Below are 22,387 nucleotides of genomic sequence, written 5' to 3'. Positions count from 1 at the left end.
CACCGGGGGCCCGCCGCGCCCGGGGTCACGGGCAGCGGATCACCTGACCCGCGTAGCTGAGGTTCCCGCCGAAGCCGAAGAGCAGGACCGGGTCCCCCGAGGAGATCTCGCCGCGCTCCACCAGCTTGGAGAGCGCCATGGGGACGGAGGCCGCCGAGGTGTTGCCCGATTCGACGACATCGCGGGCGACGACCGCGTTGACGGCCCCGATCTTCTGGGCCAGGGGCTCGATGATCCGCAGGTTGGCCTGGTGCAGCACGACCGCGGCCAGGTCCTCGGGGGCGAGACCGGCCCGTTCGCAGACGCTGCGGGCGATGGGCGGCAGCTGGGTGGTCGCCCAGCGGTAGACGGACTGCCCCTCCTGGGCGAAGCGCGCCGGGGTGCCCTCGATGCGCACCGCGTGGCCCAGCTCGGGCACCGAACCCCACACGACGGGCCCGATACCGGCCTCCTGCCCCGGCCGCACCGGCTCCACCACCGCGGCGCCCGCGCCGTCGCCCACCAGCACGCAGGTGCTGCGGTCGCTCCAGTCCGCGATGTCGCCCATCTTGTCGGCCCCGATGACCAGGGCCCGGGTTGCGGCGCCGGCACGCAGGGTGTGGTCGGCCGTGGCCAGGGCATGGGTGAAGCCCGCGCACACGACGTTCAGGTCCATCACCGCGGGAGAGCCCATGCCGAGCCGCGCGGCCACCCGGGCGGCCATGTTCGGCGAACGGTTCTCGGCCGTGGAGGTGGCGACCAGCACCAGGTCGACGTCGGCCGGGGAGACACCTGCGGCGGCCAGCGCCTTGGCGCCCGCGTGGGCGGCGAGCTCGTCGACGGACTCGGCGGGGCCCGCGATGTGCCGCGTCACGATGCCGACCCGGCTGCGGATCCACTCGTCGCTGGTGTCGACCATGGCCGCGAGGTCGTCGTTGGTGACCACCCTGCCGGGCTGATAGTGCCCGACGGCGACGACGCGTGAGCCGGTCATGCTGGGTTCCCCCTCGGTGACGATGCCAGGAACCATCCAGTCAAGGCTGCTACCACCCGGTACGGGGACAGGTGATCCCACAGCTTCACGGCCCGGTCTTTGGAGCCTTCCCCACCGACCCGCCGCATCCGGCGCCGCGGCCGGCCCCGGGCGACGCCGGTACGGGCGCTCCCGGCACGGGCACGGCCGCCTCGGCCCCCACCTGCCGGAAGCCCCGGACCCACGGGGCCGGAGGGCTCCTCCCCCACGTGCAGGACAATGGGACCGCCGGGCAGCGAGCCCGGCGATCCGGGGCCGCTCGGCGGCCGACACGTACAGAACCGGGAAACCGCACACATGGGACGGGTCACCGAACGCCGCCGCACCCTCCGCATCAGGGACGGGGCGGTCTCGACCCGTCCCGACACCCTGGTGGCGGAGGAGCCGCTGGAGATCCGCCTGGGCGGCAGACCCCTCGCGATCACCATGCGCACCCCGGGGGACGACTTCGCGCTGGCCGCGGGTTTCCTGGTGAGCGAGGGGGTCCTGGCGACGGCCGCCGACCTGCGGTCGATCGTCTACTGCGCGGGCGCGCAGGCCGACGGCTCGAACACCTACAACGTGGTCGACGTGCGGCTGGCCCCCGGAGTCCCCGTCCCCGACATCACGCTGGAGCGCAACGTCTACACGACCTCGTCCTGCGGTCTGTGCGGCAAGGCCAGCCTGGACGCGGTGCGCACGACGGCCCGCCACCCGATCGCCGACACTCCCCCGGTGCGCGTCACGCCCGCGCTGCTCTCCGCCCTCCCGGACCGGCTGCGCGCCGCCCAGCAGGTCTTCGACCGGACGGGGGGCCTGCACGCCGCGGCGCTGTTCTCGCCCGAGGGCGAGCTGGTGGACGTCCGCGAGGACGTCGGCCGCCACAACGCGGTCGACAAGCTGGTCGGCAGGGCGCTCCAGGACGACCGGCTGCCGCTGTCCCGGTCGATCCTGCTGGTCTCCGGGCGAGCCTCGTTCGAACTGGCGCAGAAGGCGGTGATGGCCGGCATACCGGTGCTCGCCGCCGTCTCCGCGCCCTCCTCGCTGGCGGTGGACCTCGCCGCCGATACCGGCCTGACCCTGGTCGGTTTCCTGCGCGGCGGCAGCATGAACGTGTACGCGGGTGACGAGCGCATCGACCTCGGCGACCTGCGCTGACGGGCCCGCCCGAGGGGGCGGGGCCATGCGGCGGGCCGGCCCGGGCGGGGCGGGCGGTCAGCGGCCGCCGCCCGCCACGCGGCGGGGGTCAGTGGCCGCCCCGGTTCTCCACACACGGGCCGGCACCGGGCTGCGGCTCGGCGTAGGCGCCGTGCACCGAGCCGGTCAGCTCGTCCTTCGTCACCCGCCCGCTCACGCACCCGGTGCCGGTGTGGACGCTGTACCACCCGTTCCCGACGTGGACCCCGTGCTCCTCCCCGCAGCCCAGGCGCCCGAGCGCCGCGACGACCCGCGCGTCGGGGAAGACGCCGTACTCCCCCGAGCCGCCCTCCGCGCGGAGCTTCTCCAGCTCCTGCCGGACGAGCCGGGCGGACGCCTCCGTTCTCGCCCGGTTCTCGGGAGTCATCCGGCCCTCCATGCGGTAGGCGTGGTTCTCCGCGTAGTGGGGCGCCCCGTCCCCGACGGCTCCGCCCGCCCCGTCCCGGGCGGGCGGGGGCGACGGCGTCCCGTCCGGCACGGTGACGGGCCCGTCCGGCTCGGCACACGTCGGCCGCGCCTCGACGGAGGCGCGCGGAGCGGCCGGAGGGGACGCCGTTGTCGTCTCGTCGGCCCGTTCCGTGCCGCACGCGGTGACGGTGACCACGAGGAGGGCGGCCAGGGCCGCTGTTCGTCCGAGGATCATGGGCACAGTCTCGCGCGGCGGGCGGGGCACGTCACGAGCCGCCGTACTCAGACACCGGGCGGGAGGGCCCCGCCCGGCGCCGGGGTGTGCGGGGAGCGGTTCCCGCCGGGCGGGGCCCTCCCGCCCGGTGTCTGAGTACGGCGGCTCGTGACGTGCCCCGCCCGCCGCGCGAGACTGTGCCCATGATCCTCGGACGAACAGCGGCCCTGGCCGCCCTCCCCCCGGCGCGGGGCGGGAGCGCCCCGCCCCGCGCCGGGGCCGGTCTCACCCCGCGGGCCGGGCGGGCGCCGTGTCCGCCGGACGCCTGCGGGGCGGGCTCCGGGGCGCGGGCGCGGCGTCCCGCGATCGCCGCGCAGACCATCAGCTGCATCTGGTGGAAGAGCATCAGCGGCAGCACGGCGAGGCTCGCCTGCGGGCCGAACAGCACGGTGGCCATGGGCAGCCCGGCCGCCAGGCTCTTCTTCGACCCGGCGAACTGGATCGCGATCCGGTCGGCGCGGCCGAAGCCGAGGCGCTTCGCCCCGTACCAGGTGATCGCCAGCATCGCCGCGAGCAGCACCGCCTCGACGGCGAGCAGCGCGCCGAGCCGGGCGGGGGTCACCCGCTGCCAGACGCCGGAGACCATGCCCTCGCTGAAGGCCGTGTAGACGACGAGCAGGATCGAGCCGCGGTCGACGAGTCCGAGCAGCTTCCGGTGGCGCGCCAGGAAGCCGGCCACCCAGCGGCGCAGCAGTTGCCCGGCGAGGAAGGGGACGAGCAGCTGGAGGACGATCCGCAGCAGCGAACCGGCAGAGAAGCCGCCCGTCCCGCCGAGCAGCAGGGCCGCGAGCAGCGGGGTGAGGACGATCCCCGCGAGGCTGGAGAAGGAGCCGGCGCAGACGGCGGCCGGCACGTTGCCCCGTGCCATGGCGGTGAAGGCGATCGACGACTGGACGGTCGAGGGCACCAGGCACAGGAACAGCAGCCCGCCCGCGAGTTCGGGCGTCAGCACCGCCGGTTCCAGCAGGCGGCCCGCCAGGCCGAGCAGCGGGAAGACCACGAAGGTGGCGCCGAGCACGGTGAGATGGAGCCGCCAGTGGCGCAGCCCGTCGAGCGCCTCGCGGGTGGACAGCCGCGCCCCGTAGAGGAAGAACAGCAGCGCCACGGCGCCCGTCGACGCGCCGCCCGCCGCGGCCGCGGCCGCGCCGGAGGCGGGCAGCAGCGCGGCGAGGACCACGGTGCCCAGCAGCGCCAGGACGTACGGGTCGACCGGCAGCCGGGACGGCAGGCGCGGGATGCGGGGACTCATGGGCTCCACTTGCTCTCGGTCCGGGGGACCCCCATGCTCCTCCCCGGCACGCTGATCGGGAACGCCGTATTCCGCTCTCACTGTCATCACGTTCCGCGATGACCGCGTAGCCTGAGGCGCGTGTACGACCCGACGCAGCTGCGGACCTTCCTGGCCGTGGCGCAGACGCTCAGCTTCACCGAGGCCGCCCGGCGGCTCGGACTGCGGCAGTCCACCGTGAGCCAGCAGGTGCGCCGGCTGGAGGCAGCCACGGGCCGGCCGCTGTTCACCCGGGACACCCACGGCGTGGAGGTGACGGAGGACGGCGAGGCCATGCTCGGTTTCGCGCGGTCGATCCTGCTGGCGCACGAGCGGGCGGAGGCGTACTTCGGCGGGACCCGGCTGCGCGGGCGGCTGCGGTTCGGCGTCTCGGAGGACTTCGTGCTGACGCGTCTGCCGGAGATCCTGGAGTCGTTCCGCCGCGAGCACCCCGAGGTGGACCTGGAGCTGTCGGTCGAGCTCTCCGGGACGCTGCACCGGCGGCTGGAGGCGGGCCGGCTGGACCTGGTGCTCGCCAAGAGCGCACCCGGCGCCGGCCAGGGCGACGTGGTGTGGCGGGACCGGATGGTGTGGATCGCCGCCGAGGGCGTCCGGATCGACCCCGAGCGGCCCGTCCCGCTGATCCTCTTCCCGCGTCCCGCCGTCACCCGCGCCCGGGCGCTGGAGGTGCTGGAACGCGAGGGCCGCGCGTGGCGGATGGCGTGCACCAGCGGCAGCCTCAGTGGGCTGGTCGCCGCCGCCCGCGCCGGCCTGGGGGTGATGGCGCACACCCGGGGCCTGATCCCGCCGGGGCTGGTGCCGGTGCCCGAACGGGCCGGGCTGCCCGATCTGGGGCCCGTGGACTTCGTCCTGCTGCGCAGCGGCCGCAGGCCCGCCGCGCAGGAGGCGGCGTCGGCGCTGGCCCGTGCGCTGCTCGCGGCGGGCGACCGCCTCCACGGTCCGGTGCCGGGCCGCCGGCCCGGCGGCCGACCGGGCCCCTCCGCCCGGCCGGCAGGCCCCGGCCGCCCCGCCTGACCAGGGCGCGAGGCCCGTGCACCCGGTGGCGCGGCGGTGATCGGCGCGTACAGATTCGGTGGAGATCCGGGCCGGGACTCCTTACCCGCCGGTCAGAATTGGCCTCGACACCCCTGCGGCGGTCCTCCGTTCCCGTCGCTGACCTGTGCTGATGCCGATCGGCGGGTACGGACGCGGCCCCTCCCGCAGGCCGCTGTCGTGGGGTACGGTCACGGCGCTGTGCGGAGCGCCACAAGGAGCAGGCCATTGCGCGAGTTCACTGTCCCACCCCTGGCCACGGCGCCTCAGGTCGGCGGTCTGGCCGATTCCGTCTTCGATCACGCCCTCGACGACCCCGACCGGGTGGCGCTCGCCCGCAAGGACGGCGAGGGGCGCTGGCAGGACGTGACGTCGGGCGGGTTCCGCGACGAGGTGCTGGCGCTGGCCAAGGGGCTGCTGGCGCAGGGCGTGCGGTTCGGCGACCGGGTCGCGCTGATGTGCCGCACCCGCTACGAGTGGACGCTGTTCGACTTCGCCCTGTGGACCGTGGGCGCCCAGTCCGTGCCGGTGTACCCGACGTCGTCGGCCGACCAGGTCTACTGGATGCTGCACGACGCCGAGGTGTCGGCGTGCATGGTGGAGCACGAGGACCACGCCATGACGATCGGCTCCGTGATCGACCGTCTCCCCCATCTGAAACGGCTGTGGCAGCTGGACGCGGGCGCCGTGGAGGAGCTGTACGCGGCGGGCGGGCAGATCGAGGAGGAGGTCGTGCACCGGCACCGGCGGGCCGTCACCCCGGACTCGGTGGCCACCATCATCTACACCTCCGGCACCACGGGACGCCCCAAGGGCTGTGTGATCACCCACTCCCACTTCATGTTCGAGGCCGACACGATGATCGGCCGCTGGGAGCCGGTGTTCCACTCGCGTCCCGGGGACGAGGCCGCGACGCTGCTGTTCCTCCCGCTGTCGCACGTCTTCGGCAGGATGGTGGGCGTCGCCGCGATCCGCGGGCGGGTCAAGCTCGGGCACCAGCCGGTGCTCCAGGCCGCCGCCCTGCTGCCGGACCTGGTCAGCTTCCGGCCCACGTTCGTCCTCGCGGTGCCCTACATCTTCGAGAAGATCTTCAACGCGGCCCGCCGCAAGGCGGAGCGGGAGGGCCGGGCGGGCCCCTTCGACAAGGCGGCCGAGGTGGCGGTGAAGTACGCGGAGGCCATGGAGCACCGGGCGTTCGGCCTCGGGCCCGGCCCGTCGGCGGGCCTGCGGATGCAGCACCAGCTCTTCGAGAAGCTGGTGTACTCCAAGGTCCGCGACGCGATGGGCGGCCGGGTGCGCCACGCCATGTCGGGGGGCTCCGGCATGGACCGCCGGCTCGGGCTCTTCTTCGAGGGCGCGGGCGTCACCGTCTACGAGGGGTACGGGCTGACCGAGACGACGGCCGCCGCCACCGCGAACCCGCCGGAGCGCGTGCGCTACGGCACGGTCGGCCAGCCGATCCCCGGCACCACGGTGCACATCGCGGAGGACGGCGAGATCTGGCTGCACGGCCCCAACGTGTTCTCCGGCTACCTGAACGACCCGGAGGCCACCCGGGCGGTGCTGCACGACGACTGGCTGGCCACCGGTGACCTGGGCTCCCTCGACGAGGACGGCTATCTGACGATCACCGGCCGCAAGAAGGAGATCCTGGTGACCTCCGGCGGCAAGAGCGTCTCACCGGCGGGCCTGGAGGAGCGGGTGCGCGCCCACCCGCTGGTGGCGCAGTGCATCGTCGTCGGCAACGACCGCCCGTACATCGCCGCGCTCGTCACCGTCGACCAGGAGGGCGTCGACCACTGGCTGGCGATCCAGGGCAGACCACCGCTCGCCCCCGCGGACCTGGTGCGCGACCCGGATCTGGAGATGGAGATCCGGCGCGCGGTCGTCGCCGCCAACACCCTCGTGTCGCAGGCCGAGTCGATCCGGACCTTCCGCATCCTCGCCCATCCCTTCAGCGAGGAGCACGGGCTGCTGACCCCGTCGCTGAAGCTGAAGCGCAGGGCGATCGAGAAGGCGTACGCGGTCGAGGTGGACGCGCTGTACGGGTGACGCGCGGCACAGGTGGCGCACCGGGCAGGGAGATGCGGGGAAGGTGATGCGCGCGTCCGGCTGTGCGGGCCTGCGGGAATGTGTGCGGGTATGTGATCGTTGACCCTGCCGTATCCATCGACGACGTTAGGATCGACCGCTCGTGAGCCAGGTCCCCTCCATCACCCTCAACAACGGTGTCGCCATGCCGCAGCTCGGCTTCGGAGTCTGGCAGGTGCCGGACGACGAGGCGGAGCAGGTGGTCACCACGGCCCTGGAGGCCGGGTACCGCAGCATCGACACCGCCGCCGTCTACAAGAACGAGACGGGCACGGGCCGGGCGGTCACCGGCTCCGGCATCCCGCGCGAGGAGCTGTTCGTCACCACCAAGCTGTGGAACAGCGACCAGGGCCACGACACCACGCTGCGCGCCTTCGACGCCTCGCTGGAGCGGCTCGGCCTCGACTACGTGGACCTCTACCTGATCCACTGGCCGCTGCCCTCCCGTGACACCTACGTCGACACCTACCGGGCCCTGGAGAAGATCCTCGCCGACGGCCGCGCCAAGGCCATCGGGGTCTCCAACTTCCTCCCGGAGCACCTGGATCGGCTGATCGGCGAGACCTCGGTCGTCCCGGCGGTGAACCAGATCGAGCTCCACCCCCGCCTCCAGCAGCAGGCCGCCCGCACCGCGCACGCCGCGCACGGCATCGCGACCGAGGCGTGGTCCCCGCTGGGCCAGGGCAAGGGCCTGCTGGAGGTGCCCACGGTCCTGGCCGTGGCCCGCAAGCACGACCGCACCCCGGCCCAGGTGGTGCTGCGCTGGCACCTCCAGATGGGCAACGTGGTGATCCCCAAGTCCGCGACCCCGTCGCGGATCGCGGAGAACTTCGACGTGTTCGGCTTCGAGCTGGACGCGGACGACCTCGCGGCCTTCGCGGCCCTGGACGAGGGCAAGCGGCTCGGCCCCGACCCGGCGGAGTTCGACGTCGCCTGATCCCCGCCCGGACCCCTTCCGTGCCGGCGCGGCTCCCCCTGTGGGGGGCCGCGCCGTCCCGTGTCCGGACGCCGTGCCGGTGCGATGTCGGTGCCCGGTGCGACGATGGTCCGCGTCGTGGCGCGACGGGCGCCGCGGGGCGCCGTCACGCCGTGGCGGGCGGCGCGGGGTTGTCGCAGGGGAGGCAATGACGGTGAGCGGCCCACTGGAGCCGGGGCTCTATCTGGTGCGCAATGCCGGCAGCGGGCTGGTGCTGGAGGTCGCCGGCGGTGCCCGCGGCGGGGGCGCCCGGGTGCAGCAGGCCGAGGAGACCGGGGAGCCGGGCCAGCACTGGCACATCACCCCGGTGCCCAACGGCGGCGGCCTGCATCATCTGGTGAACGAGGCGAGCGGCAAGCGTCTGGACGTGGCGGGCGCGTCCACGGAGAACGGCGCCCGCGTCCAGCAGTGGCGGGCGAACAACTTCGGCGCCCAGGAGTGGACGATCGAGGAGCACCTCGACGCCCCGGGCACCGTGGCGCTGGTCAGCTTCGTCAGCGGACTGCTGCTGGAGGTCGCCGACGGCAGCACCGACGAGGGCGCCGACGTCCGGCAGTGGGAGGACACCGACGGGCCCCATCAGGCCTGGAGGCTGGAGCCCGTACGCCCGGCGCGGTAGTCCTGCGGGCTCGTCCCGCGCACCCGTTTGAACGCGGCGCTGAACGCGAACGAACCGCCGTAGCCGACCTTCCGGGCGATGGCCTCCACGGTGGCGTCCCCGTCCCGCAGCAGGTCGGCCGCGAGGGCGAGCCGCCAGCCGGTGAGATAGCTCATCGGCGGCTCGCCCACCAGGCCGGTGAAGCGGCGTGCGAGAGCCGCCCGGGAGACCCCGCACGCCGACGCCAGCGAGGCGACCGTCCACGGGTGGGCCGGCTCGTTCTGGAGCAGGCGCAGCGCCCTGCCCACGACCGGGTCGCCCATCGCCCGGTACCAGGCGGGCGGCCGGGCGTCCGGGCCGGCGAACCACTGGCGCAGCGCGGCGATCAGCAGGAGGTCGAGCACCCGGTCCAGGACCACGCTCTGTCCCGGGTCGTCCCGGGCGATCTCCCCGGCGAGCACGTCCATCACCGGGCACTGCCACGCGTCGGCCGGCAGGTGCAGCAGGCCGGGGAGCGCGTCGAGCAGCCGCCCGCTGACCTCCCCGCGCATCCGGTAGGTGCCGATGAGCATCGTGGCCGAGCCGTCGCGCGCGTTGCCCCAGGTACGGACGCCCAGGTGCATCGACTGCGCCAGCGGCTCCCCCGTCAGCGTGTGGCAGGTGCCCCCGGGGCCGATCCGCGCCTGCGGCGGGGCGCCGGGCCGGTGCGCGACGGTGTACGGCTCCGGGCCGCGGGCGATCGCGAGGTCGCCGGGCCGCAGCCGCACCGGCGCGCCGCCGGCGGGCTCGATCCATGCCTCCCCGTCGGTGACGCACATCAGGCACAGCGGCGCACCGTCGTCGATGTGCACGGACCACGGCGGCTCCATCACCATGCGCAGCAGGAACGCCCCCCTGGCCCGCGGCCCGTCCAGAAGTCCGGCGAGAGCGTCCATGGCCGCCAGCGTAGACGCACACGCAGGGAGTCGAGCCTCTGGCGCATGGGAAGCGGGGCCGCCGGACGCGAGGCTGGAGGCATCGCAGGACACCGACGACGAGGACAGAGGTGAGCGGGATGACGCCGCAGGGGAACACGGGTTCGGGAACGGTGCTGGTGACCGCGGCCACGGGCAAGACGGGCCGCCGGGTCGCGGACCGGCTGACGGAGCTGGGGATCGACGTGCGCCGGGGGTCGCGCTGCGGGACCGTGCCCTTCGACTGGGCGGACCGCTCGACCTGGGAGCCCGCGCTGCGCGGCGCGGACGCGGCGTACGTGAACTACTACCCGGACCTCGCGGCACCCGGCGCGCCGGAGGACATGCGGGCCTTCGGGGCGGTCGCGGACCGGGCCGGGGTGCGCCGGCTGGTGCTGCTCTCGGGACGCGGCGAGCCGCAGGCGGTGGTCGCGGAGGACGCACTGCGCGCGTGCGGACCGGAGCTGCGGGTGGTGCGGGCGAGTTTCTTCGCCCAGAACTTCTCGGAGGGCGCGCTGGCGGGCGGCGTCGCCGAGGGGGATCTGGTCTTCCCCGCGGGTACCACGGCCGAGCCGTTCATCGACGCCGACGACCTGGCGGACGTGATGGTCGCCGTGCTCACGGACGACGGGCCGGCGCCCTCGGTGCGCGAGGTCACCGGCCCCCGGCTGCTGACCTTCGCCGAGGCCGCCGCCGAGATCGCCGGCGCCACCGGCGCCCCGGTCGCCTACACCGACGTGCCGGCCCCCGAGTACGCCCGCCTGCTGACCGGGTTCGGCGTCCCCGCCCCCGAGGCGCAGTGGCTCGCGGAGCTGTTCGCGACGCTGCTGGACGGGCACAACTCGTCGACGACGGACGGGGTGCGCGAGGTGCTGGGCCGGGAACCCAAGGACTTCGCCGACTTCGCGAAGGAGACGTTCGGGGGGCACGCCTGACCCCGGGCCCCGGGATTCCGCCGCCCCGGGCCCCCGGAACCCCGGGGCCCGGGGCGCCCGCCCCGCGGGGCCTCGCGGCGGCCGGCCTCGCGATCGTGGTCGCTTGCCGCGCGGCTACTGCGCCCCGTGCCCGGGGGCGATGTCGGCGACGCGGCGGGCGAGGGAGAAGTCCCGGTCGGTGAGGGCGTTCACGTCGTGGGAGAGCACGGTCAGGGACACCGTGTCGTAGCCGAGGCTCAGGTCGGAGTGGTGGTTCAGCTCCTCCTGGATCTGCGCGATGTGCACCACCATGGCCGTCGCGGCGAAGTGCGACCCGAGGCGGTAGGTGCGGGCGATCCGGTCGCCCTCCTGGGACCAGCCGGGGAGCTCCCGCAGGCGGTCCTCGATCTCCTTCTGCGACAAGGGCTCGGTGGGCATGGGTGTGATCCTTCCGGGAGGGGGCGGCGGACGGGGACACCATAGATCCGATGCCCGGTAAATCGGATGCCCGCACCCGGACGCGCTGTGTACGTTCGACCGAGTGGAACCACTGACCGACAAACAGATCCGCGCGTCCTTCGTGAACTGCACCAAGGGCGACGCCGGCCGGATGCGGCTCCCCCTGGACTTCGCCGGGCTCCCCTGGGAGGACCTCGACTTCCTGGGCTGGGTGGACCCGGGCGCCCCGCTGAAGGCGCACCTGGTGCTGCCGCGGGACGGCGGCCTCGTGGGCATGGCCCTGCGCATCCCGTCGGCCGGCCGGACGAGCGCGCTGAAGTCGAGCATGTGTCAGGCCTGCATGACCGCGCACGCCTCGTCGGGCGTGACGCTGTTCGCGGCGCCGCTCGCGGGCGCCGCCGGCCGCGAGGGGAACACGGTCGGCATCTATCTCTGCGCCGACCTCGCCTGCTCGTTGTACGTGCGCGGCAGGAAGCAGCCGAAGCTGCGGCACGGCCGGTACGAGGAGAGCCTCACGGTCGAGGAGCAGGTGCGGCGCACCACGGACAACCTGTCGGCCTTCGCGGACAAGGTCCTCGGCCTGCGCTGAGCCGTCCCGGGGCGCCTCGCCCCGGCCCGCCGTCACCGGCGGGCGGCCTCCAGGACCTGCCCGATGGTGTCCGCCTCGGCGGCGCTCTTGTCGGGGCGGTGGCGCAGTACCCGGGCGAAGCGCAGGGCGACCCCGGCGGGGTAGCGCGAGGATCGCTGGAGCCCGTCGTAGGCGATCTCGACGACCAGTTCCGGGCGCACGGTGACCGTCCAGCCGTCGTCGTCGACCGTGAGTTCGCCCAGGCGCCGGGTCTGCCAGCGCAGCATCTCGTCGGTGAGGCCCTTGAAGGTCTTGCCCAGCATGACGAAGCCGCCGTCCTCGCCCCGGGCGGCGAGGTGCAGGTTGGACAGCAGCCCGGTGCGCCGCCCGCTGCCGCGTTCGACGGCGACCACGACGAGATCGAGTGTGTGGACGGGCTTGACCTTCAGCCAGGACCTGCCCCTGCGTCCGGCGACGTACGGCGCGTCGAGCGCCTTGACCAGGGCGCCCTCGTGGCCGATCCGCAGGGTCGCCGCGAAGAACTCCTCGGCGGCCGCGACCTGTGCGGCGTCCTCGGGGTCCTCGACGACCTGCCGCCGGACCCGCAGCGGCTCGGGGACGAGGCGGGCGAGGCGCTCGTGGCGCTCGCGGCCGGGCAGGTCGAGGATTTCCTCGCCGTCGGCGGCCAGGACGTCGAAGTAGACGGGTGACACCGGCAGGGTGGCGCGTGCCGCGGCGACGTCGAGACGGGAACCCACCCGGGAGGCGATGTCCTGGAAGGCGGCCGGCCTGCCGTCGGGGCCGAGTGCGATGACCTCGCCGTCCAGGATGAAGCGGTCCCCGGCCAGTTCCCGGGCGCCGTCGGCCACTTCGGGCAGGCGTGCGGTGATGTCGTCGAGCGAGCGGGTGTAGACGCGGACCTCGTCGCCGAGCCGGTGGACCTGCACCCGGATGCCGTCGAGTTTCTCCTCGACGACGCAGGCGGTGCCGAGGGCCGCGACCGCCTCGGTCACCGAGGCGGCGGTGTGGGCGAGCATCGGCTGCACGGGGCTGCCGACCCGCAGGCGGAAGCGTTCCAGGGCCTCGGGGCCGTCGGCGAGCAGGGCTTCGGCGACACGGGGCAGCGAGCCCTCCAGCATGACCGCGCGCCGTACGTCGGCCGCCGGTGCCCCGGCGGCCCGGGCGACGGCGTCCAGTGCGACGGCGTCCAGCGCGCCCTGGCGCACGTCGCCGGTCAGCAGACGGATCAGGAAGCGCTGTTCCTCCGCGGTGGCGGCGCCCAGCAGCGCGTGGAGAGCCGCGCGGCGCCGGCTCTGCGCCCCGCTGCCGGCGATCGCCGCGAAGGCCGTCAGGGCCGCGTCGGTCTCGGTGACGGTGAGGGAGGGTTCCCCGGCGGGCGGCACCTCCTCGGTGAGCAGACTCCGGCCGACGCCGATCCGCCCCTGCGGCACGCGGCCGGAGAGGTAGGCGATGACCAGGGCGACGTCCTCCGGCCGGGCCTCGGCGAACAGGTCCGCGAGGGCGGCGGTCTTGCGGGAGCGGGCGGAGGTGGCGGCGACCTCGCGGGACACGTCGGCGAGCCGTGCGAGCAGCATGCCGCCATGGTGCCCCGGACCGGCCGTCCCACACCGGACGGCACGCGGCGCGGCAGGAACCCCCGCCGCGGGGAGCCGGGCGGGCGGCCGCCCGTGTGCGGGCCCCGCGGCCACCGGCCGAACTCCGTCTGGCCGGGTACGGTCTCCCCACGGTTCATCCAACTCCCCTAACGTTCCCCCGACTTGACCTGACCACGTCGACTTCCGAGGGACGGATCCATGGGGAAGCTCCTGCGCGCGGCATCGACCGCCTTCGCCACGGCCGCGCTGCTCGCCGCCGCGCTCGTACCGGCCGAGGCCGCCACCACGGCGGCGGACCCGGGACAGCTGCCCTGGTCGTCCACCACGTCGGTGGGGGTGCACAACGCCTACGAGCAGTCGGCGTACCCGTACTTCGCCGACGCGCTCGACTCCGGGGCCGGGATGCTGGAGCTCGACGTGTGGACGAACGCGTTCGGCCGGTCCTGGCGCGTCTCGCACGAGAATCCGCTCGGCAACGCCAACAACTGCGCCGGCGCGACCACCGCGGCCCAGCTGCGCACCGGGACGAGGAACCGGGACCTCGGCGGCTGCCTCGCCGACATGCGCGCGTGGCACGACGCGAACCCGGGCCACCGGCCGGTTCTGGTCAAGATCGAGCTCAAGGACGGCTTCCAGGACACCGCGGGCCGCGGGCCGGACGAGCTCGACGCGCTGCTGCGGTCGCGTCTGGGGGACGCCCTGTTCGGGCCGGCGCGTGTCACCGGCGCGCACCCCGACCTGGACACCGCGGTGCGGGCGGACGGCTGGCCCCTCCGCGCGGCGATGAGCGGGACGTTCGTCGTCGAGCTGATCCCCGGGACGGTGGAGCAGGGCAATCCGTTCGACTCCCTGTGGACCGACCGGGAGTACGCGCAGCATCTGCGCGATCTGAAGGCGGCGGGACGGCTCGGGGAGGCGGGCGCCTTCCCCGCCGTGCACAAGGCCGCCGCCGGTGATCCGCGCACCCGCTACGCGGACGCGTCGATCAGGCCGTGGTTCGTCGTGTTCGACGGGGACGCGGCGGCGTACGCGAGCGGCTCCGTGGACACGTCCTGGTACGACCGGAACCACTACCTGGTGGTGATGACGGACGCGCACAACGTCGCCCCGGCCATCGACGGCACCCGCCCGACCGAGGCCCAGGCCCGGGACCGCGTCGCCCTGCTGGCGGGCCGGCACGCGAGCGTGGTCTCCGCCGACTGGCATCCGCTGCCGTCGGTGCTCGCGACGGTGCTGCCGCGGGGCGGGGCGTGAGCACGCCGGACAACTCCGGAAACAGGCGCATAAGCCTTGGGTAAAGCATGACGTGAAGTAATACACATCACATCGGGGCCGGGAGGCGCCCGGGAACACCCACCAGTGGTTTACCGTTCATCCAAGCGTGGGTGTGGATGGGACCGTGTCCCCGGGCCTCACCTCCCGCCCGCAGGGACGATCGTTCGGCTGAAGCCCTGCGGAGCGACTCGCCGAGAGGCGACCGCCATGCACGCCCACCCCCTGACCGCCCCGGCCGGAAACCCCCGTTCGGCCGGGGCTCCCCTTTCGCCCGCTCCCCTCAGCCGGGGAGCGCGGCCGTGAGGTCGACCTCCACCAGCTGGCCGCACAGGCCGAGCCGGCTCACCCCCAGCAGCGTGCTCGCGGTCGTGAACGCCGACCCCACCACCGAGTCGCACAGCCGCCGCCACACGGCCGCCAGCACCTCGGCGTCGTCCGTGCGGACGTAGATCACCGAGCGCACCACGTCCTCCGGGCCCGCCCCCACCGCCGCCAGGGCGATGAGCGCGTTGGCCGCGACCTGGTCGGCCTGTCGCTCCGGGTCGGCGCCCCCGACGAGTCCCCCGTCCCGGTCCAGCGGACGCTGACCGGCCAGATACGCGGTGCGGCCGGCCTCGACGACGGTGATGTGGTGGTAGCCGGGGGTCGCGTGCAGCCGCTTGGGGCTGACACGGGTGATCCGGTCGCTCATAGCCTCGCTCATAGCGGCGAGTGTGGGGCCGACGCCCCCCTCGGGCATATGTTTTTCGGCCACCGGATCCATCCCGTGACCCGCTCGGAGGGGCCGCGGAGCCGCTCCTCGCCCACGCCCTCCGGCAAGCATCCCCTTTCTCCCGATATACGGCGGTGCAAAGGGCTGGCCATCCGGGCTCCGGAGTTCGAAGGTGGGTGATGCAGGTCACACGCGCCACTGGTGCCGCTCGTACACCCGCGAGCCCTGCCATGACGTCGTCCCGTGCACGGAGCACAGCACAGCAGCAGGAGGAGCGAGCGATGTCATCTTCCATCGAGCAATCCGTCGAGCAGTCCGTCACGGCCCGTCTGATCAGCGACGCGGCCCCCTCGCCGGGCGTGCCGGTGATCATGCGCTACCGTCCCGCCGACCCGTTCGCCGTCCGTATGGTCTTCCCGCCCGAGGCGTGCCTCGGCGACACCGCCGTGACCTGGGCGTTCGCCCGCAGCCTGCTCGACTCGGGGCTGCGCGCCCCGGCCGGCGACGGTGATGTGCACATCTGGCCGTGCGGCCGCGTCCAGACCATGGTCGAACTCCGCTCCCCCGACGGCGTCGCGCTGCTCCAGTTCCCCACGGCGAACCTGCGCGGCTTCCTCGCCGACGCGTACGAGGCCGTCCCGGCGGGCCGGGAGAGCGCCGCCCTGGACATCGACCGCGCCCTCGCCGTCCTCCTCGGCGGGACCGGGGGGTAAGGCTCCCGCGGCCGGATCCCGCCGGGCTCCTCCGGTCCGGATCCCGCCCGGCGCCGCACCGTCTCCGGGGGCCGCCGTGTACGCCGGCCCGGCCCGTACTACGGTCTCCCGTATGACAACTGTCGCGCTCGGTACGGGAGTAGGGCCACTGCTGCGCGGCTGGCGCGAGCGCCGGCGGGTCAGCCAGCTGGAGCTCGCCCTGCGCGCCGATTCCTCCGCCCGCCACATCAGCTTCGTCGAGACGGGACGCTCGCGGCCCAGCGAGGAGATGGTCCTCCGGCTCGCCGAACACCTCGACGTGCCGGTGCGCGAGCGCAACGCGCTGCTCCTCGCCGCCGGATACGCGCCGCGGTACGCCGAGACCCCCGTCGACGATCCCGCCCTCGGCGCGCTGCGCGAGGGCATCGAGCAGCTGCTCAAGGGGTACGAGCCCTACCCGGCGCTCGTCGTCGACGGCTCGTACACCGTCGTCGCCGCCAACAGCGGCATCACCATGCTGCTCGACGACGTGCCCGCGCATCTGCTCGCCCCGCCGCTGAACGCCATGCGGCTCACCCTCCACCCCGAGGGCCTCGCGCCGCGCATCCGCAATCTGCCCGAGTGGCGCGGGCACCTGCTGGAGCAGATGGAGCGGCAGATCGCGCTCGCCCGCTCCCCTGCGCTCCGCCGGCTGTACGACGAGGTCGCCGCCTACCCGCTGCCGGAGCGGGCGGACGGCGACCCGGACGGACCCGGCCCCGGCGACGCCGCCACGGCTCCCCACCCGTACTTCGCGCTTCCGCTGCGGATCGAGCACCGGGGCCGGGTGCTGTCGTTCGTCTCGTCCATCTCCACGTTCAACACCCCGCTGGACGTCACGGTCGCCGAGCTGGCCATCGAGACCTTCCTGCCGGCCGACGCGGAGACCGTGGAGCACCTGCGGTCGCTCAGCGGCTGACGCCCTCGGCCGCCTTCAGCGCCGACCACTGGAGCACCGCGAAGCCGGCGACGGCCAGCGCCTGGAGCACGGTCCACACCGCGCCCGTGGCGGTCGGCTCCAGCCACAGCGCGAGGGCCGCGACACCCAGCGCCGCCCACAGCAGGTTGGCGTCCACCACGGCCTTCACCGCCGTGGCGGGCGGCACCGGCCGGGAGGCGAGCAGACCGACCGCCGCGCCGTAGGCGGTCAGGAACAGTCCGAGCCCCAGCAGCAGCGTGCCGTCGACCCCCAGCAGCCGTCCGAGCGGCCCGGAGGCCGCCGCGTACGCGAGCCCGTTCGCACCGGTGACGACGGCGTCGAGGGCGAGGAAACGGCGCAGCATCGCGTGCGGCGCGGTGGTGCGGGCGAGACCGGACAGCAGGGCCTGGGACATGACGGATCAGCCTCCATCGACAGGGGGTGCGGGACCCCGGGCACCGGACGGAGTGCGCCGCCCGGTACCCGGTGCCCACAGCCTGCCGGGGGCGGGGGGCGGGGTCGATTACGCCGGGGGTAATGACCGCCGCCCACGGCCCCTCCGGTCAGGAGAGGCCGTGGGGTCTGATCACGGTGACGCCCGCCCCCGGGGCCGTGCCGAGGGCGGTGAGGGCGGCCGGGACGTCGTCGAGGCCGATCTCCCGGGTCACCAGCAGGTCCGGGCGCAGCGCGCCGGAGGCCACCATGGCCAGCATCGCGGGGTAGTCGTGGGCGGCCATGCCGTGGCTGCCGAGGATCTCCAGTTCCAGCGCCACCACCGGGGCCATGGGGACGAGGACCTCGTCCGGGAGGAGGCCCACCTGGATGTGGCGGCCCTGGCGGCGCAGGCTGCGCACGGAGTTCGCGCAGGTCACGGCGGAGCCGAGGGCGTCGAGGGAGACGTGGGCGCCGCCGCCGGACGCGCGGTGGACGGCTTCGGGCACCGCCCCCGGCGGCAGCGCGGAGGCGTCCACGCAGACCTCGGCGCCGAACGTCCGGGCCAGCTCCAGCGCTCCGGGCGACACGTCCACGGCGACGACACGCGCGCCGGACGCGGCGGCGACCATCACGGCCGACAGGCCGACGCCGCCGCAGCCGTGCACCGCCACCCACTGCCCCGGCCGCACCCCGCCCCGACCGACGACGGCCCGGAAGGCGGTGGCGAACCGGCAGCCGAGGCCCGCCGCCGTCGAGAAGGACATCCCCTCGGGCACGGCGACCAGATTGGTGTCCGCGTGGCGCACGGACACGTACTCGGCGAACGACCCCCAGTGGGTGAAGCCGGGCTGCTCCTGGCGCTCGCAGACCTGCTGGGCGCCGCGCGCACAGGCGTCGCACCGGCCGCACGCGCAGGTGAACGGCACGGTGACCCGGTCCCCGGCGCGGCTGCCGCGCACGTCGTCGCCGACGGCCACGACCACACCGGACAGTTCGTGCCCGGGCACGTGCGGCAGCGCGATCCCGGGGTCGTGGCCCGCCCAGCCGTGCCAGTCGCTGCGGCACAGCCCGGTCGCCTCGACGCGGACGACAACGCCGTCCCGCGCCGGCACCGGGTCGGGGACCTCACGTATCTCCGGGGCCCTTCCGAACTCCTCGTACACCACCGCTCGCACGTGCTCACTCCTCCACGCCGTTCCGTTGCCGATCGGCACCGCCCGTGCCCGTCCGGAGCGGACGGGCATGTCTCAGTCGGCCCGACGCCCGCCGGCCGGGCGGGCGTGCTCCGACGGTTCGAGGGGGACCTGCGGTCCCTGACCCTCCCTCAGCCAGCGCCGGAGCACCCGGTGCACCTGCTCGGCACCGGCCAGCGTCTCGCCCGGCCGCACCGGCGGGGAGAGCTCCAGGGGCGACATCAGGAACGGCCGCGACTGCTCGCCGCCGAGCCCGCCGTGCGACCCGATCTGCTCCTCGAAGGCGTGCACCACCCCGGTCCGGGGGTCGAACATCGAGTTGACCATGATGTCCGCGACGTGCGGGAAGGCGTCCGTGCGGCGCACCGCGTCCGCGGCCCCCGGGCCGAAGACGGCCAGCGGCCCGCCGTCGTCGTCCTTCAGCCCGGCGACGGGTTCCGCGACCCCGCCCGCGGCGAGCACCAGGGAACCGTGTTCCTCGCTGCGCACCAGGAGGAAGCCGATCCCGGGGTGGTCGGCGAGCGTCGGCAGCAGCGCCGGATGCCGCCGGTCGATCTCCTCACGGCTCATGCGGTGCGGCACGTCCGGGAACGAGACCAGGGCGAGGTTCCCCGACGCCAGCACGATGGGGTCCGGTCCCGCGGGCGGCTCGTCCTCGTCGCCGTCCGCGGCGGGCGGGCGGTGCAGCGCGGTGCGCAGTGCGTCGCGTGCGGCGTCCCGCGCCTCGGCGCCGCTGCGGGTCCGCACGGCGCGGCGGGAGACGGGCAGCCCGCAGCCGGCGCGCACCAGATCGCGCAGGCTCAGCCCGTACGCGCCCTCGAAGGTGCTGCCCGGGCTCTGCCCGTGGTCCGACAGGAGCACGATCCGGTAGGGGCGGGGCGCGTGCGCGGCCGCCTTGGCGAGCAGCGCGATCGAGCGGTCGAGGCGCTCCAGCACGTCCTGCGCGTCACGGCTGTGCGGCCCGGAGTGGTGGGCCACCTCGTCGTAGGCGACCAGGTCGGCGTAGACCGCGGTACGGCCCGCGAGCATGTCCCCGATGACCGCGGCGACCACCACGTCCCGCTCCACGACGGTCGCGAACGCCCTGATGAACGGATACAGGCCGCCCCGCGCGACGCGCGGCTCGTCCCCGCGGATGCGGGCGCGCACGGACTGGCCGATCTCGCGGCACACCTCGGCGAGGAAGGAGACGGCGGTGCGCACGGCGTTGGCCGGATCGGAGAAGTACGCGAAGTAGCCCGCCCGCGAGCGGTTGGCCCGGCCCCGGCGGGCGGCGACCGACAGGACGAGCGCGAGCTGGTCGGCCCCTCCGCTGAACAGGTTGCCGCGGCTCGCCCCGTCGACCGTCAGCAGTCCGCCGTCGGCGGTGCGCTCGACGGCCCGGCGCTGGAGTTCGGCCGCGCTCGCGGGCCGGTTGCTGACGACGATCCGGCGGGTGTCCTTCTCGTACCAGCGGAAGGCGGGCACGTCGTGGTTGGTGCCGTGGAGGATGCCGAGCTGACTGGCGCCGGTCTGGCTCGACCAGTCGGTGCGCCAGGGGGTGAGACGGTGGGTCGCGCCCAGCAAGGCGGCCACGGTCGGCATGACGCCGCTCTCCGCGGCGCGCAGCAGCACCCCGTGGCCGACGCCGTCGAGCTGGACGAAGACCGTGCCGGGTGTCCCGGGGCCGTCCGCGCGGGCCTCACGGCTCCTCCCCCGGCGGCGGTCGGCCAGCCGGGAGAGCCGGCGCCGGTAGGCGTCGTCGTCCCGCACGGCGAGCGCGGTGGAGGTGGCGGACGCGACGGCCGACATCACGGCGGCGACCACCACGGCGGTCTCCGGGTCGGCGGCACCCCGGCCGTCGGGGATCAGCCACAGGGCGATGAGCAGCAGCGACCCGTTGAGGAAGAACACGAGCAGGCCGAGCAGCAGGGCGGGCACCAGCAGCAGCGCCCGCACCACCACGGGCCACACCAGCGCGCCCAGCAGGCCGAACGCGCCCGCGCCCCAGGCGGCGGTGACCGCGGTGCGGGTGATCGTGTCACCGTCCGCGGACTGCAGGCGGAAGTCGGGCAGCAGCCCGGCCAGCGCCAGCATGGTCAGCGTGGACACGGCCCATACGACGACCACCCGGACGACCGTCCCGCCCGCCGAGCGCCATCGTCCTCGACCCACGTGTCGTCACCTCACCCCTCGTTCAGGGTCTCCAGCCTGGCACAACGCCGGAGCGGCCCGTCGCCCGGCGCTCCCCGGCGCCCTTCCACCCGCCCCGCCGCGCCGCGGCCGGGCGGTACTACGCTCGTACGGACGGGGACTTGGGTGAGGAGGCGTCGGGTGCCGGTGGAGGTCACGTGGTGGGGTCATGCCACCTGCACGATCGAGGACTCCGGGATCCGGGTGCTGACGGACCCGCTGCTGACGCGCAGACTCGCGCATCTGCGCAGGCGCCGCGGCGCCCTGCCGCCGCCCGAGGCCACGCGCGCCGACGCCGTGCTCGTCTCGCATCTGCACTCCGACCATCTGCACCTGCCGTCGCTGGCCCGGATGGCGCCCGGCACCCGCCTCGTGGTGCCCCGGGGCGCGGCCGGCTCGGTCCGCGGGCTGCGCCGGGTGGCCGCGGCCGCGGGCCTGACGGTCACGGAGGTGGCGCCGGGGGACGTCCTGCGGATCGGTGAGCTGAGGGTCCGGGTGGTGCCGGCCGCGCACGACGGCCGCCGGATGCCGTTCGGCCCGCACGTGTGCCCCGCGCTGGGCTATGTGGTGAGCGGCGAGGCCGACACCTATTTCGCCGGTGACACCGGCCTGTTCGACTCGATGGCCGACGAGGTGGGTCCCGTCGACGTGGCGCTGCTGCCCGTGGGCGGCTGGGGCCCGTACCTCGGCCACGGACACCTGGACGCCGGGCGCGCCGCACAGGCGCTCGCGGCGCTGTCGCCGCGTGCCGCGGTGCCCGTGCACTACGGCACCTACTGGCCGATCGGCATGGACGCCGTGCGGCCGCACGAGTTCTACTCGCCGGGCGACGAGTTCGTCCGCAAGGCGGCCCTGATCGCCCCGAAGGTGGCCGTGCACCGGCTGGCGCACGGGGAGCGGGTCAGACCGGAGGACGGCCGGTGATCCTCGACCTCTCCGACATGGTCGGGAAAATGGGCGACGCGGTGCGGCAGTTGCCGCCGGAGTCGACCCAGCAGGCCGTCGGGCTCCCGTCGTTGTTCCTGCTGGTGGCCCTGGGCGCGCTGGTGCCGGTGGTGCCCACCGGGGCGGTCGTGAGCACGGCCGCGGTGGTGGCCTTCCACCAGGCCAGCCCGCTGTCGCTGCTGTTCGTCTTCCTGACGGCCTCCGTCGCCGCCTTCGTCGGCGATGTGTCGCTGTACTGGCTGGGCCGGCGGGGCGTCCGCTCGAAGAACGGCTCCCGCTGGCTGGCCGCTCTGCGGGACCGGGCGGCGCCCGAGCGGGTCGAGCAGGCGGGGCAGAAGCTGACCGAGCACGGGGTCACGGTGCTGGTGCTGTCACGTCTGGTCCCCGCCGGGCGGATCCCCGTGATGCTGGCGTGCCTGATGGCCGGCATGCGGATGGGCGACTTCGTCCGCGGCGACGTGCCTGCGTGTCTGGCGTGGGCGGCCACCTACGGCGTGATCGGCATCGTCGGCGGCTCCCTCTTCGCGGAGCCGTGGCAGGGGGTGGTGGCCGCGATCGCCCTCACCGTGGTGCTCAGCGGCGCTCCGGCCCTGTGGCGGAAGGTGCGGCACCCGCGGCACGCGGGGTGAGGGAGCGCCGG

General features: G+C 74.7%; 21 protein-coding genes and 1 pseudogene. 12 read left to right on the top strand and 10 right to left on the bottom strand.

The window, feature by feature from the left end:
• Positions 1-25 precede the first annotated feature (25 nt).
• Complete coding sequence (locus EAO77_RS17115) at positions 26-973, bottom strand: beta-ketoacyl-ACP synthase III (protein ID WP_147988814.1); 948 nt, start codon at positions 971-973, stop codon at positions 26-28.
• Between the two features lie 336 nt (positions 974-1,309).
• Here EAO77_RS17115 and fdhD point away from each other — a divergent pair, with 336 nt between their 5' ends.
• Positions 1,310-2,149 (top strand): formate dehydrogenase accessory sulfurtransferase FdhD, encoded by an 840-nt coding sequence (fdhD, locus tag EAO77_RS17110; RefSeq protein ID WP_147988813.1) that lies wholly within the window; start codon positions 1,310-1,312, stop codon positions 2,147-2,149.
• A gap of 88 nt (positions 2,150-2,237) precedes the next feature.
• Here the strand turns inward: fdhD and EAO77_RS40065 are convergent, their stop codons facing one another.
• Both EAO77_RS40065 and EAO77_RS17100 read right to left on the bottom strand, forming a co-directional pair.
• Positions 2,238-2,831, bottom strand: coding sequence for a hypothetical protein (locus EAO77_RS40065; protein ID WP_261993942.1), 594 nt, complete (start codon positions 2,829-2,831; stop codon positions 2,238-2,240).
• Positions 2,832-3,114: 283 nt separating this feature from the next.
• A pseudogene (locus EAO77_RS17100) lies at positions 3,115-4,119 on the bottom strand (bile acid:sodium symporter family protein); the annotation flags it as partial.
• Between the two features lie 120 nt (positions 4,120-4,239).
• On the opposite strand from EAO77_RS17100, the gene EAO77_RS17095 reads away from it, so the two are divergent.
• The 4 genes from EAO77_RS17095 to EAO77_RS17080 all read left to right on the top strand — a co-directional run bounded on the left by EAO77_RS17095 (position 4,240) and on the right by EAO77_RS17080 (position 8,876).
• Positions 4,240-5,172, top strand: a complete 933-nt coding sequence (locus tag EAO77_RS17095) for a LysR substrate-binding domain-containing protein (RefSeq protein WP_147988812.1) — start codon at positions 4,240-4,242, stop codon at positions 5,170-5,172.
• A gap of 270 nt (positions 5,173-5,442) precedes the next feature.
• Positions 5,443-7,242: an AMP-dependent synthetase/ligase gene (locus EAO77_RS17090; RefSeq protein ID WP_147989187.1), complete on the top strand. Its 1,800-nt coding sequence runs from the start codon at positions 5,443-5,445 to the stop codon at positions 7,240-7,242.
• Between the two features lie 142 nt (positions 7,243-7,384).
• Positions 7,385-8,218, top strand: a complete 834-nt coding sequence (locus tag EAO77_RS17085) for an aldo/keto reductase (RefSeq protein WP_147988811.1) — start codon at positions 7,385-7,387, stop codon at positions 8,216-8,218.
• 187 nt (positions 8,219-8,405) lie between these two features.
• The gene (locus EAO77_RS17080) at positions 8,406-8,876 is read left to right on the top strand and encodes an RICIN domain-containing protein (RefSeq protein WP_187283234.1); all 471 of its coding nucleotides are present in this window, start codon (positions 8,406-8,408) and stop codon (positions 8,874-8,876) included.
• Here EAO77_RS17080 and EAO77_RS17075 read toward each other — a convergent pair.
• Complete coding sequence (locus EAO77_RS17075; RefSeq protein ID WP_147988809.1) at positions 8,837-9,790, bottom strand: AraC family transcriptional regulator; 954 nt, start codon at positions 9,788-9,790, stop codon at positions 8,837-8,839. The genes EAO77_RS17080 and EAO77_RS17075 overlap by 40 nt on opposite strands.
• Positions 9,791-9,909: 119 nt before the next feature.
• Between EAO77_RS17075 and EAO77_RS17070 the strand changes: the two genes are divergently transcribed.
• Positions 9,910-10,743 (top strand): NmrA family transcriptional regulator, encoded by an 834-nt coding sequence (locus EAO77_RS17070; protein WP_147988808.1) that lies wholly within the window; start codon positions 9,910-9,912, stop codon positions 10,741-10,743.
• A gap of 114 nt (positions 10,744-10,857) precedes the next feature.
• Here the strand turns inward: EAO77_RS17070 and EAO77_RS17065 are convergent, their stop codons facing one another.
• Entirely contained in the window at positions 10,858-11,160 is a 303-nt protein-coding gene (locus EAO77_RS17065; protein ID WP_147988807.1) for a 4a-hydroxytetrahydrobiopterin dehydratase, read from the bottom strand.
• A 103-nt stretch (positions 11,161-11,263) separates the two neighbouring features.
• Here EAO77_RS17065 and EAO77_RS17060 point away from each other — a divergent pair, with 103 nt between their 5' ends.
• Positions 11,264-11,770 carry an FBP domain-containing protein gene (locus EAO77_RS17060; RefSeq protein ID WP_147988806.1) on the top strand — a complete coding sequence of 169 codons (507 nt, stop codon included), beginning with the start codon at positions 11,264-11,266 and terminating at the stop codon, positions 11,768-11,770.
• Between the two features lie 32 nt (positions 11,771-11,802).
• Here EAO77_RS17060 and EAO77_RS17055 read toward each other — a convergent pair whose 3' ends face one another.
• Positions 11,803-13,344: an ATP-dependent DNA ligase gene (locus EAO77_RS17055; protein WP_147988805.1), complete on the bottom strand. Its 1,542-nt coding sequence runs from the start codon at positions 13,342-13,344 to the stop codon at positions 11,803-11,805.
• Positions 13,345-13,563: 219 nt separating this feature from the next.
• Here EAO77_RS17055 and EAO77_RS17050 point away from each other — a divergent pair, with 219 nt between their 5' ends.
• On the top strand, positions 13,564-14,619 hold the full coding sequence (locus EAO77_RS17050; RefSeq protein WP_147988804.1) for a phosphatidylinositol-specific phospholipase C domain-containing protein: 1,056 nt from the start codon (positions 13,564-13,566) through the stop codon (positions 14,617-14,619).
• Positions 14,620-14,920: 301 nt separating this feature from the next.
• On the opposite strand, the gene EAO77_RS17045 is transcribed toward EAO77_RS17050, so the two are convergent.
• On the bottom strand, positions 14,921-15,331 hold the full coding sequence (locus EAO77_RS17045) for a RidA family protein (RefSeq protein WP_147989186.1): 411 nt from the start codon (positions 15,329-15,331) through the stop codon (positions 14,921-14,923).
• A gap of 302 nt (positions 15,332-15,633) precedes the next feature.
• On the opposite strand from EAO77_RS17045, the gene EAO77_RS17040 reads away from it, so the two are divergent.
• On the top strand, positions 15,634-16,065 hold the full coding sequence (locus tag EAO77_RS17040) for an SsgA family sporulation/cell division regulator (protein WP_147988803.1): 432 nt from the start codon (positions 15,634-15,636) through the stop codon (positions 16,063-16,065).
• A gap of 112 nt (positions 16,066-16,177) precedes the next feature.
• Complete coding sequence (locus tag EAO77_RS17035) at positions 16,178-17,002, top strand: helix-turn-helix domain-containing protein (RefSeq protein ID WP_147988802.1); 825 nt, start codon at positions 16,178-16,180, stop codon at positions 17,000-17,002.
• Here EAO77_RS17035 and EAO77_RS17030 read toward each other — a convergent pair.
• The 3 genes from EAO77_RS17030 to EAO77_RS17020 all read right to left on the bottom strand — a co-directional run bounded on the left by EAO77_RS17030 (position 16,992) and on the right by EAO77_RS17020 (position 20,784).
• Positions 16,992-17,417: a hypothetical protein gene (locus EAO77_RS17030; RefSeq protein ID WP_147988801.1), complete on the bottom strand. Its 426-nt coding sequence runs from the start codon at positions 17,415-17,417 to the stop codon at positions 16,992-16,994. The two genes, EAO77_RS17035 and EAO77_RS17030, sit on opposite strands and share 11 nt — an antisense overlap.
• 148 nt (positions 17,418-17,565) lie before the next feature.
• Positions 17,566-18,612 (bottom strand): zinc-dependent alcohol dehydrogenase family protein, encoded by a 1,047-nt coding sequence (locus EAO77_RS17025; RefSeq protein ID WP_147988800.1) that lies wholly within the window; start codon positions 18,610-18,612, stop codon positions 17,566-17,568.
• Between the two features lie 72 nt (positions 18,613-18,684).
• A complete protein-coding gene (locus EAO77_RS17020; RefSeq protein ID WP_147988799.1) occupies positions 18,685-20,784 on the bottom strand; it encodes a phage holin family protein in 2,100 nt (699 codons plus the stop codon).
• Positions 20,785-20,943: 159 nt separating this feature from the next.
• Between EAO77_RS17020 and EAO77_RS17015 the strand changes: the two genes are divergently transcribed.
• Positions 20,944-21,726, top strand: a complete 783-nt coding sequence (locus EAO77_RS17015; protein ID WP_147988798.1) for an MBL fold metallo-hydrolase — start codon at positions 20,944-20,946, stop codon at positions 21,724-21,726.
• Between the two features lie 29 nt (positions 21,727-21,755).
• On the top strand, positions 21,756-22,376 hold the full coding sequence (locus EAO77_RS17010) for a DedA family protein (RefSeq protein WP_147989185.1): 621 nt from the start codon (positions 21,756-21,758) through the stop codon (positions 22,374-22,376).
• The last annotated feature ends 11 nt before the right edge of the window (positions 22,377-22,387 follow it).

Origin of the sequence: Streptomyces sp. T39, assembly GCF_008042045.1 — a bacterium.
GTDB lineage: Bacteria > Actinomycetota > Actinomycetes > Streptomycetales > Streptomycetaceae > Streptomyces.
This window is presented reverse-complemented; position numbering and strand designations above follow the sequence as displayed.